The following is an 11,881-nucleotide window of genomic DNA, read 5'->3' as shown; positions in this document are numbered from 1 at the left end:
GTGCTTCCGTGTTGAACTGGCCGCCATGGTGCCGCTGCGCTACAGTTGCGTATATGGACAAGCTGATAAGTAATAGTTGCGTTGGGTGCAATCCATGGATATGAACCTGCTGGTCGCGCTCGATGCGCTGCTGGCCGAAGGCAGCGTCACCGGCGCCGCCGAACGCCTGCAATTGAGCGTGCCCGCCATGAGCCGCACGCTGGACCGCGTGCGCCGCATGATGGGCGACCCGCTGTTCGTGCGGGCCGGGCGCGGCCTGGTGCCGACGCCGCGCGCCGAGGCGCTGCGCGAACCCGTGCGGGCCCTGGTCGCCCAGGCGCAGGAACTGCTGGCGCAGGACGCGGTGTTCGATCTCGGGACGCTGCGGCGCGTGTTCACGATCCGCGCCGACGATGGCGCCGTCAGCACGCTCGGGCCGGCCTTGCTCGACACGCTGGCCAAGGAAGCGCCGCGCGTCACGGTGCGCTTCATCTCGCAGGGCAAGCAGGACGTGCTGTCATTGCGCGAGGGCGCCATCGACCTGGACATCGGCGTGATCGAGGACATGGGGCCGGAGATCGTGCGCCAGCGGCTGTTTCCCGACCGCTTCATCGCGGTGTTCCGGCCGACCAACCCCCTGGCGCGCCATCGCAAGCTGACGCCCGAGCGCTTCGCCAAGGCGCGCCACGCCACCGTCTCGCGCCGTGGCGTGCTGAGCGGACCGGTGGACATCGAACTGGGCAAGGTCGGCCTGGCGCGCCACATCAGCACCGTCACGCATTCCTTTGCCGAGGCGCTGGCGATCACGCGCAATTCCGACCTGGTCGCCACCGTGCCCGACCTGCTCACGCTGCACCTGCGCGACGACCTGGTGATGCGCGCCTTGCCCTTCGAGACCCCCGCCGTGACGATCTCGCAGGCCTGGCATCCGCGCTTCAATGAAGATCCCGCCCACCGCGCGATCCGGCAGATGGTGCACCGGATCAGCCAGGCCATCAGCGGGCGGTGACGCTGTCGGCGTTGGTCACCGTGGCCAACGTTTGGTTACCCCATGCGGTCCCAAATGCTCGAGTGTCTATGCATAATGGCAGCCGCCCGCATCGCGGGCGTTTCCTTGTTCTGGACGCATGCCGGCGCCTGCCGGCCGGGAGTGTAGAGATCGTGAATGCGCATATCGTGAAATCCGCGTGTCTGGCCCTTGTCACCGCCACGCTGGCGGCGGCCTCGTCCGCCTGGGCCGAGGACGTCAAGGGATCGCGCGACCATCCCGCCCTGACCCGTTTCACGGGCGCCGAGATCCGGGCCTACGAGTTCAAGGAGTACGACGAGGCCGTGATGCCCGACCGGCCGATCACGCGGGAAGACGAGGCCAAGGGCCTGACGCTGGAAGGCAAGCTGACGCGCATCGCCTATCGCATCGACGGCAAGAAATCGGCGCTGGAGGTCTACCGCAACTACCAGGGCGCGCTGCAGGCCGGCGGCTTCAAGACCCTGTTCGAATGCAAGGGCGACGAGCAGTGCGGCGGCGACTTCCAGTCGTTCGTGCTGAACAGCGGCAAGGTCAGCCAGCCGGGGCAGGGCGACGCCGCGTTCGGCGGCAAGTACTACGCCGTGCTCGCCAGGAAGGAAGCGCCCACCGGTGACATCTACGTGTTCCTGGACGTGATGGACGACAATTCCAACAACATCACGCCGGTGTTCCAGCAAGTGATCGAGACCAAGCCGATGCAGACCGGCCAGGTCAAGGTGCTGGACATGGCGGCGATGCAGAAATCGCTGGCCGAATCGGGCCGCGTCGCGGTCTACGGCGTGTACTTCGATACCGACAAGGCCGAGGTCAAGCAGGAATCCAAGGCCGCGCTGGACGAGATGGGCAAGCTGCTCAACGCCAACCCGAAGCTGAAGGTCTACGTGGTCGGCCACACCGACAACCAGGGCACGCTGGCCGGCAACCTGGACCTGTCGCAAAAGCGCGCCGACGCCGTGGTCAAGGCGCTGGAGGCGGGCTACAAGATCCCGGCCGCGCGCCTGTCGGCGCGTGGCGTGGCCTCGCTGGCGCCGGTGGCCGCCAACGACGCCGAGGCCGGCCGCGCCAAGAACCGCCGGGTCGAACTGGTCGCCCAATGACGGCCTGACGCGCCGCGATGGCATGAAAAAGGGCCCCCACGCCGCGCCTTCGGCTTGCTGCCCCCCGAGGGGGCTTTTCATCTTGAGGCGGCTCGGCGATGAAAAAGGGCCCCCACGCCGCGCCTTCGGCTTGCTGCCCCCCGAGGGGGCGTTTTTCATCTTGAGGCGGCTCGGCGATGAAAAGGGGCCCCCACGCCGCGCCTTCGGCTTGCTGCCCCCCAAGGGGGCGTTTTTCATCTTGAGGCGGCTCGGCGATGAAAAAGCCCCTGGAACCTCGCGGTTCCAGGGGCTTTGCCTTTGCGGCCGGCGCGTTACGCGGCCAGCAGCTGGCGCAGCACGAAGGGCAGGATGCCGCCGTGCTGGTAGTAGTCGACCTCGATCGGGGTGTCGATGCGCAGCAGCACCGTCACGTCCTGCTTCGAACCATCCTTGCGGGTGATCGTCAGCGTCACGTCCTGCATCGGCTTGATGCCGTTTTCCAGGCCCGAGATGTCGTAGGTTTCCTCGCCGGTGATGCCCAGCGACTGCACGCTGTCGCTGCCCTTGAACTGCAGCGGCAGCACGCCCATGCCCACCAGGTTGCTGCGGTGGATGCGCTCGAAGCTGCGCGTGATGACGGCCTTGACGCCCAGCAGCTGGGTGCCCTTGGCGGCCCAGTCGCGCGACGAGCCGGTGCCGTACTCTTCGCCGCCGAACACCACGGTGGGCGTGCCGGCCGCGACGTACTTCATGGCCGCGTCATAGATCGACATCTGTTCGCCGGTCGGCTGGAACAGGGTTTCGCCGCCTTCGAAGCGGCTGCCGTCCGGACGCGCCGGGATCATCAGGTTCTTGATGCGCACGTTGGCGAAGGTGCCGCGCATCATGATTTCATGATTGCCGCGGCGCGAGCCGTAGCTGTTGAAATCGGCCTTCATGACGCCGTTTTCCTTGAGCCACTTGCCCGCGGGCGAGGTTTCCTTGATGGAGCCGGCCGGCGAGATGTGGTCGGTGGTCACCGAGTCGCCGAACACGCCCAGCGCGCGGGCGTTCTTGACGGTCGGCATCGCGCCCGGCGTCATACCGAAGCCGTCGAAGAACGGCGGCTCGGCGATGTAGGTCGAGTCGGGCCAGTTGTAGGTCTCGCCCGTGACTCCCTTGATGTTCTCCCACAGCTTGCCGGGGTTGCTCTTGACCTGGCCGTAGTTGGCCTCGAAGGCCTTCGGGTCCAGCGCGTACTTGAGCAGCGCCTCGACTTCCTCGGTGGTCGGCCAGATGTCGCCCAGCCAGATGTCGCCGTTCTTGCCGCGGCCGACCGGTTCGGTCATCAGGTCGCGCGTCACGGTGCCGGCCAGGGCGTAGGCCACCACCAGCGGCGGCGAGGCCAGGAAGTTGGCCTTGATGTTCGGGTGGATGCGCGCCTCGAAGTTGCGGTTGCCCGACAGCACCGCCGAGCACACCAGGTCATTGCTGGTGATGACGTCGTTCAAGTCGGGCGTCAGGTCGCCGGCGTTGCCGATGCAGGTGGTGCAGCCGTAAGCGGCCACGTCGAAGCCCAGCTTTTCCAGGTAGGGCAGCAGGCCGGTCTTGGTCAGGTACTCGGTGACCACGCGCGATCCGGGGGCCAGCGAGGTCTTGATGTGCTTGGGCACCTTCAGGCCGGCTTCCACGGCCTTCTTGGCCAGCAGGCCCGCGGCCAGCAGCACGCTGGGGTTGGAGGTGTTGGTGCACGAGGTGATGGCGGCGATCAGGATGTCGCCGTTCTTGACCTTGGTGCCGGTGCTGGTGGTGAAGGTCTGCTGCAGCTTCTCGGCCGGCTGGTTGAAGCCATTCTCGGCGACCGGCTTGGAGAACAGGTCGATGAAGGTGCTCTTGACGTTGCCGATCTCGATGCGGTCCTGGGGACGCTTGGGGCCGGCCAGCGACGGCGCCACGGTGGACAGGTCCAGCGTCAGCAGCTTGGTGAAGTTGATGTCCTTGGCGGCGGGCACGCCGAACATGTCCTGGGCCTTGAAGTAGGCCTCGAACGCGGCGATTTCCTCTTCCGTGCGGCCGGTGCCGCGGAAGTAGTCGATGGTGCGGCCGTCGACCGGGAAGAAGCCCATGGTGGCGCCGTATTCGGGCGCCATGTTGCCGATGGTGGCGCGTTCGGCCACCGACAGGCTGGCCGTGCCTTCGCCACAGAACTCGACGAACTTGCCGACCACTTTTTCACGGCGCAGCATTTCGGTGATGGTCAGCACCAGGTCGGTGGCGGTGACGCCGCCGCGCAGCTTGCCCTTGAGTTCCACGCCGACCACGTCGGGGGTCAGGAAGTACACCGGCTGGCCCAGCATGCCGGCCTCGGCCTCGATGCCGCCCACGCCCCAGCCGACCACGCCGATGCCGTTGATCATGGTGGTGTGGCTGTCGGTGCCCACCAGCGAGTCGGGGTAGTAGACGTTGTTCTTCTTGTCCTGGTGCACGCCGCGCGCCAGGTATTCCAGGTTCACCTGGTGGACGATGCCGAAGCCCGGGGGCACCACGCCGAAGGTGTCGAAGGCCTGCATGCCCCACTTCATGAACTGGTAGCGCTCCTGGTTGCGCTTGAATTCCAGCTTCATGTTCAGGTCGAGGGCGTTCTTGGTGCCGAAGTAGTCGATCATGACCGAGTGGTCCACCACCAGGTCGACCGGCACCAGCGGCTCGATGCTCTTGGGGCTCTTGCCCATCTTGTCGGCGACCGAGCGCATGGCGGCGATGTCGGCCAGCAGCGGCACGCCGGTGAAGTCCTGCAGCACCACGCGGGCCACCACGAACGGGATTTCATCCTCGCGCTTGGCGTTGGCCTGCCAGTTGGCCAGCTGGCGCACGTGTTCCTCGGTGACCTTCTTGCCGTCGCAGTTGCGCAGCACGGATTCCAGCACGATGCGGATGGAGACCGGCAGCCGCTGCACATCGATGCCCAGGGACTTGCCCAGCGCCGGCAGCGAATAGTACTGACAGGACTTGTTGCCGATCTTGAAATTCTTGAGTGTGTCGAGGGTGTTGTGCGGCATGATGGACTCCGTGGTTTTGCCCGCGTAAAGCCGGCATTTTCAGGCGTTTCGGCGCGTTTGTCATTCCGGGTGACAGCAGCGCGATGAGCTTTATGTCTTATATCTTATATAAGACTTGAGGGGCGCGTCAAAGTTCCGGCCCGCGCCCCCGGGGGGCGGGTCGCGCGGCGGCGCCGCCACCCCATACTGTGGAGCAGCCGTGCCGTCCCTGCAAGTCCCCTTTTTTTAACAAAAAAGTCCTACAGGCGCGTGGCGGGGGGCGGGCGACGGGCCGCCGCCGCTCAGGCCAGCAGGGTCGGCATTTCCGCCACCGCGAAATCCAGGAACCGGCGCAGGGCCAGCGGCGCGCCGCGGCGCGCCGGCATCACCGCGTAGATGCGGGCCGGCGCGGCCTGCCAGCCGGGCAGCATGTGGATCAGGTCGCCCTTGGCCAGGGCGCCGGCGCACAGGTAATGGGGCAGCAGCGCCACGCCCAGGCCGGCCCGGGCCATTTCGCGCAACGCCGCCAGGTTGCTGCTCAGGCAGCGCGGCAGGTATTGGACCGACTCGGCTTCGCCGGCCGGGCCGGTGAAGTGCCAGCTCTGCGGGCTGTCCTGGGTGGCATGGGCCAGGAGCGGCAGGGCGTTCAGTTCGCGCGGATGGCGCGCCGCCGCCTGCGCCATGGCCGGGGTGCCCACCAGGATCAGCGGCACCGGCGCGAGTTCGCGCGCCACCAGGCGGGAATCGGTCAGCGAGGCGCCCTGGGCGCGGAAGGCCAGGTCGTAGCCTTCGCCCACCAGGTCGATGATCTGGTCGCGGGTGTCCAGCAGCACCCGCACGCCGGGGTGTTTCAGGCAGAAGCGCGCCACCAGTTCGCCCAGCAGCGTCACCGCCAGCGCCGACGGCGCCGTCATGCGCAGCAGGCCGCTGGGCGTGTCGCCCATGGCCGCCGCCAGGTCGAAGGCGCTGCGGGCCTCGCGCGCCATGGCCAGCGCGTGCACGTAGATCTGCTCGCCCATGGGGGTGAGCGACACCCGCCGGGTGTTGCGCTGGAGCAACCGCAGCCCCAGGCGCGCCTCCAGTTCGGCCACGCGCCGGCTCAGCTTGGAGCGCTGCATGTTCAGCACCCGGGCGGCGGCGGAAAAGCCGCCTTTCTCCACCACCTCGCTAAAGAGCAGCAGGTCGTCGAGATGATGGAGATAGGAGTGCATGGGGTTTACGTGGGTGATTGTCCTACTTAACAGGACAATTATTCCTGAAATTGGCCTCTACTGTGCTGGCGGCAGAACCCATAAGCTCTGCGCCACGTAAAAACCTGGCAGCACACCCTTGACCATCCGCCTCAGTCCCCCCGTCGCGCGGCCCTTCGAACCGGCCGGCGACGCCTGTTCCATCCGCCAATTCCGCCATACCGATTTCCCCCTGGGCATGTCGCCGCTGGTGCTGGTCGACCATTTCGTCATGACCGGGCCGACGTTCGCGCCCCATCCCCACGCCGGCATGTCGGCCGTGACCCTGCTGCTCGAAGACAGCCGCGGCGTCATGCGCAGCCGCGACAGCGTCCACAACGACCACGAGATCCGGGCGGGCGACCTGCACTGGACGCTGGCGGGGCGCGGCATCGTGCATACCCAGCAACCGGTGGGCGAGGCGCGCCTGAACGGCCTGCAACTGTTCGTCAACCTGCCGCAGCGGCTCAAGGAGCTGCCGCCGGCGACGTCGCTGCTGCGCGCCTGGGAAATGCCGGTGCTGCAAAGCGACGCCGGCCGGGTGCGGGTGGCCGCGGGCCACTACGACGGCTGGGACGCGCCGCTGGAAACGCCCGAGCCGTTGCTGATCCTGGATGGCTGGCTGCGTCCGGGCGCGTCGCGCCTGGTGCGCTTGCCGGCCGGTTGGAACGCCTGGCTGTACGCGGCGCAGGGGGAACTGGGCGTGCGGGCGCGCCACCAGACCACGCCACCGCGGGCGTCGCCGGACGCCGTCCCGGCCGAACCCTCGCCGGCGCCGGTGGCTGCGTTCCGGTCGCCGGGACGCACGCGGATCGCCTGCAAGCCGGTCGCCGACCCCGACTTCGCGGTGCTGCCGCCGGGCGCGGCGTTGGCCGCCTCGGCCGACAGCGAGGGTCTGCTGCAGTTGATCGCGTCTGGCGCGCCGGTCCACTTCATCCTGGTGGCCGGGCCGGCCATCGACGAGCCGGTGATCCAGCGCGGCCCGTTCGTGATGGCGGACGCGCGCGCCCTGACGCGGGCCATGGCGGCCTATGAAGCGGGCGAGTTCGGGCAGTTGCGCCAGGAAAGCGGCGTTCCGGGTTAAGGCGTTCGCGGTCAAGGCGTTCCCGGCTAAGGCGGTGGGCCGGCGGCGGCCGGCCCGGCCCCGTTGCTCCATAGCAACAGAAACAGAATTCTATATAGGGGACGCAATGAGAATGATTCCCTTTTATTTAGAATCTCTAACGCACGATCTCAATACCCCTTGGAGAACGGGCTCGACAAGGCCGGGATGACCGGCTCCGCGGCAGTTCGAGTGGCAGGCCGTTACCCGCGCGTGACCCCATCGGGATTTTTGCGATTTCCTGCTTCTCGCGAAGCGCCCGCCTACAGACTCCCGATATGAAATTACGAACCCTTGCGTGCGTGGTTGCGGCCCTGCCGTACACCGCCATTGTCCACGCCCAATCCGCCACGCCCGCCAACGGCTCCGTCGTCTCGATGGACGCGATCAAGGTCGAGGCCAGCGCCGACGCCTCGGCCGGCGGCCTGGCCGAACCCTATGCCGGTGGCCAGGTGGCCCGTGGCGGCCGGGTCGGGGTGCTGGGCACGCAGGACATCATGAGCACGCCGTTCAGCATCACCAGCTACACCAACGAGCTGATCCAGGACAAGCAGGCGCGCAGCGTCGGCGACGTGCTGCAGAACGATCCGGGCGTGCGCGTGGCGCGCGGCTTCGGCAATTTCCAGGAGTCGTACTTCATCCGCGGCTTCATCCTGAGCTCCGATGACGTGGCCTACAACGGGCTCTACAGCCTGCTGCCGCGCCAGTACATCGCCACCGAACTGTTCGAGCGCGTTGAAGTGCTGCGCGGCGCCTCGACCTTCCTGACCGGCGCCTCGCCCGGCGGCGATGGCATCGGCGGCACGATCAACCTGGTGCCCAAGCGTGCGCCCAACGAGCCGCTCACCCGCTTCACCACCGGCGTTTCCAGTGGCGGCCAGTTCTCGGTGTCGACCGACATCGCGCGCCGCTTCGGTCCCGGCGACAGCACCGGCATCCGCCTGAACGTGGCCAACCGCAGCGGTGACACCGCCATCGACGACGAACACTCGCGCACCAGCCTGGTGTCGCTGGGCCTGGATTGGCGCTCGGCGGATACGCGCCTGTCGGCCGACATCGGCTGGCAGGAAAACAAGCTCAAGCGCGCTCGTCCGAATGTGTCGTTGCGCGGCGTGACCAGCGTGCCGGACGCGCCGGACGCCAGCTCCAACTACGCCCAGCCCTGGTCGTATTCGAACGAGCGCGACGTGTTCGGCACGGTGCGCGCCGAGCACGACTTCAGCGACAAACTGACCGGCTGGGCCGCCTTCGGCATGCGCCGCAGCGACGAGGCCAACTCGCTGGGCAACGTCACGGTGACCAACGGCAGCACCGGCGACGGCAACTTCTACCGTTTCGACAATACGCGCAAGGACAGCGTGAACACGGGCGAACTGGGCCTGCGCGCCAAGGTGCGCACCGGTCCGGTCGGCCACGAGTTCGTCGCTTCCGCGTCCTTCTTCGACCTCAAGAAGAAGAACGCGTATGTCATGGACTACCTGAACACCTTCCCGACCAATATCTACAACCCGGTCACCTACGACCGTCCGGCCTACAGTTCCAAGGCGCTGTTCGGCAACGACCTGGACGATCCCGCGCTGCAGGGCCGCACCCGCCTGAGCAGCTATGCGTTCGGCGACACCCTGTCGTTCCTGGACGACAAGGTGCTGCTGACGCTGGGCATCCGCCACCAGCGCCTGTCGCAGCGCGACTACGCCTACAACACCGGCAAGGAACAAAGCGCCTACGACGCCAGCCGCAACTCGCCCGCCGCCGGCATCGTCTTCAAGGTGACGCCGAGCGTGTCGCTGTACGCCAACTACATCGAGGCCCTGGTGGCCGGCGATACGGCGCCGCAGACGGCCAACGGCAAGCCCGTGCCCAACGGCGGCCAGAGCCTGCAGCCGTACGTGTCCAAGCAGAAGGAAATCGGCGTCAAGTACGACGGCGGCGGCCTGGGCGCCGGCCTGGCGCTGTTCTCCACCGACAAGCCGCGCGCGGCCTACAACGCCAGCAACGAATTCACCGCTTCCGGCAAGGATCGCCACCAGGGCGTCGAGCTGACCGTGTTCGGCGAACCGGTCCAGAGCGTGCGCGTGCTGGGCGGCCTGACTTTCCTGGACGCCAAGCAACGCTCCACCGGCAACAGCGCCATCGACGGCAACCGCGTCATCGGCGTGCCGCGCTTCCAGGCCAACCTGGGCGCGGAATGGGACATCCCCGGCGTGCAGGGCCTGGCCGTGGATGGCCGCGTGGTCTACACCGGCGCTTCCTACGCGGATGACGCCAACACCCTCAAGGTGCCCGGCTGGACCCGCTTCGACGCCGGCCTGCGCTACATGATGGACGTCGACGGCCACCTGGTGACGCTGCGCGCCCGCGTCGAGAACATCGCCAACCGCAACTACTGGTCGTCGGTGGGCGGTTACCCCGGCAACGGCTACCTGGTGCTGGGCGGCCCGCGCACCTTCTTGCTGAGCGCCAGCATGGACTTCTGATCGCCGGCTGACCCGTTGCGAGACGGGGGCCGCGACGCCCATGGCACAACGCCCCGCCGGCGCAACCGGCGGGGCGTTGTCGTTTGCTGGGCGCGGCCCGCGGCATGTCTCCGCCGGGGGGGCGGTCGCGCCAAGCCGTGCAGGGCAGGTGCCATGCTGGTGGCTGCCCCGCACCGCAAACGAGATGTTGCGGAACTCAGGTCATCAGCCAGCCGCCCGCCACGTCCAGCACCTGCCCGGTCACGAACCGCGCCTGGTCCGAGGCGAAGAACAGGCAGGCGTCGGCCACTTCCTCAGGCGTGCCGAGGCGGCGCAGCGCGGTCACGTCGGCCACCGCGTCGTTGATCTCCTTGGGTACGCTTTTCAGCAGCGGCGTGCTGATGCGGCCGGGCGCCAGGCCGTTGACGGTGACGTCGTGCTCGCCCAGTTCCGCGGCCCAGTGGCGCGTCAGGCCCAGCAGCGCGGCCTTGGTGGCGGCGTAGTGCGCGGCGACGATGTCGCAATAGGCCTTGCCGGCCACCGACGACATGTTGATCACGCGTCCCTGGCGCTGGCGCACCATGTGCGGTGTGGCCAGGTGGGTCATGTAGAACACGCTGTTCAGGTTGACCGCCACCACCTTGTCCCATTCGCCCGGCGTCATCTCCCACACCTTCAGCGCGCGGCCGTCGGTCTTGGGCGAGATGCCGACATTGTTGACCAGGATGGTGGCCGGGCCGAGGTCGCGGGTGATGCGGTCGTAGGCGGCCTGGCATTGGTCGAAGTGCGAGACGTCGGCGTGCACGAAGGTCACGGCATGGCCGCGTTTTTTCAGTTCTTTTTCGTAGGCCTGTCCGCCCTGCGAATTGAAGTCGATCAGCCCGACCTTGCCGCCTTCGGCCAGGAAGCCCTCGACGATGGCCGAGCCGATGCCGCCGACGGCGCCGGTGACGATGATGACCTGGTCCTGGAAGCGCGCGCTCATGCCCGCACCTTCAACATGATCTTGCCGATGTGCTTGCTGCTTTCCATCAGCGCGTGGGCCTGGGCCGCCTGTTCCAGCGGGAACACCGCGTGGATCAGCGGCCGGCAGCTTCCCTGTTCCATCAGCGGCAACACCTTGTCGGCCAGCGCCCGGGCGATGGCGCCCTTGTCCTCGTCGGAGCGCGGCCGCAGGGTGGAGCCGGTAAACGACAGCCGCTTTGTCATGATGGGCAGGGCGTCGATCTCGGCCTTGCTGCCTTCCAGGAAGGCGATCTGCACCAGCCGGCCGTTGACCGCCAGCAGGCGGATGTTCTTGTTGATGTAGGCGCCGCCGACCATGTCGAGGATCACGTCCACGCCCTGGCCGCCGGTGGCCTGGCGGATCTCGGTCTCGAAGTCGGTGTCGCGGTAGATCAGCGCGTGGTGGGCGCCGGCCTTCAGGCAGGCCTCGGCTTTTTCGCGGTTGCCCACGGTGGTCCAGACTTCGGCGCCGAAAGCGCGCGCTAGCTGAATCGCGGTCAGGCCGATGCCGCTGGAACCGCCATGCACCAGGAACTTCTCGCCGGCCGCGAGGCGGGCGCGCTCGAACACGTTGGTCCAGACGGTGAAATAGTTTTCCGGAATGGCGGCGGCCGACAGCAGGTCCAGGCCGCGCGGCACCGGCAGGCAATGGCGTTCATCGGCCAGGCAGTACTGGGCGTAGCCGCCGCCGGGCGTCAGGGCGCAGACCGGGTCGCCGACGCGCCACTGCGTGACGTCGGGGCCGACGGCGGTGACGGTGCCAGCGACCTCCAGCCCCAGGTAGGGCGAGGCGCCGGGCGGCGGCGGGTACGAGCCCGAGCGTTGCAGCACGTCGGGGCGGTTGACGCCGGCGTAGGCGACCTCGATCAATACCTGGCGGCCGGTGGGGGCGGCCATGTCGCGTTCGGCCAGGCGAAGGCAATCGGGCGCGCCGCCCGTGCCGTGGTCGATGAATGTGCAGCGTAAAGACATGAATGCGGTCCTTCG

Annotated in this window: 8 protein-coding genes; 4 read left to right on the top strand and 4 right to left on the bottom strand. The window is 67.7% G+C overall.

The window, feature by feature from the left end; translation table 11 throughout:
• Positions 1-94: 94 nt before the first annotated feature.
• Positions 95-988: a LysR family transcriptional regulator gene (locus tag AC1HFW_RS14700; protein WP_479284078.1), complete on the top strand. Its 894-nt coding sequence runs from the start codon at positions 95-97 to the stop codon at positions 986-988.
• 167 nt (positions 989-1,155) lie between these two features.
• Positions 1,156-2,106 carry an OmpA family protein gene (locus AC1HFW_RS14695; protein WP_479284077.1) on the top strand — a complete coding sequence of 317 codons (951 nt, stop codon included), beginning with the start codon at positions 1,156-1,158 and terminating at the stop codon, positions 2,104-2,106.
• Positions 2,107-2,417: 311 nt separating this feature from the next.
• Here AC1HFW_RS14695 and acnA read toward each other — a convergent pair whose 3' ends face one another.
• Positions 2,418-5,123, bottom strand: a complete 2,706-nt coding sequence (gene acnA / locus AC1HFW_RS14690; protein WP_238890470.1) for an aconitate hydratase AcnA — start codon at positions 5,121-5,123, stop codon at positions 2,418-2,420.
• Between the two features lie 281 nt (positions 5,124-5,404).
• Complete coding sequence (locus tag AC1HFW_RS14685) at positions 5,405-6,313, bottom strand: LysR substrate-binding domain-containing protein (protein WP_479284075.1); 909 nt, start codon at positions 6,311-6,313, stop codon at positions 5,405-5,407.
• Between the two features lie 118 nt (positions 6,314-6,431).
• On the opposite strand from AC1HFW_RS14685, the gene AC1HFW_RS14680 reads away from it, so the two are divergent.
• Both AC1HFW_RS14680 and AC1HFW_RS14675 read left to right on the top strand, forming a co-directional pair.
• Complete coding sequence (locus AC1HFW_RS14680) at positions 6,432-7,415, top strand: pirin family protein (protein WP_479284073.1); 984 nt, start codon at positions 6,432-6,434, stop codon at positions 7,413-7,415.
• Between the two features lie 296 nt (positions 7,416-7,711).
• Entirely contained in the window at positions 7,712-9,910 is a 2,199-nt protein-coding gene (locus AC1HFW_RS14675; protein WP_479284071.1) for a TonB-dependent receptor, read from the top strand.
• Positions 9,911-10,106: 196 nt separating this feature from the next.
• Here the strand turns inward: AC1HFW_RS14675 and AC1HFW_RS14670 are convergent, their stop codons facing one another.
• Positions 10,107-10,874, bottom strand: coding sequence for an SDR family oxidoreductase (locus AC1HFW_RS14670; RefSeq protein ID WP_006390235.1), 768 nt, complete (start codon positions 10,872-10,874; stop codon positions 10,107-10,109).
• Positions 10,871-11,866: an NAD(P)H-quinone oxidoreductase gene (locus AC1HFW_RS14665; protein WP_061073929.1), complete on the bottom strand. Its 996-nt coding sequence runs from the start codon at positions 11,864-11,866 to the stop codon at positions 10,871-10,873. The genes AC1HFW_RS14670 and AC1HFW_RS14665 overlap by 4 nt, the downstream gene beginning before the upstream one ends.
• Positions 11,867-11,881: the final 15 nt, after the last annotated feature.

The sequence above is a fragment of the Achromobacter sp. ISS7 genome, from assembly GCF_056523125.1.
This window is presented reverse-complemented; position numbering and strand designations above follow the sequence as displayed.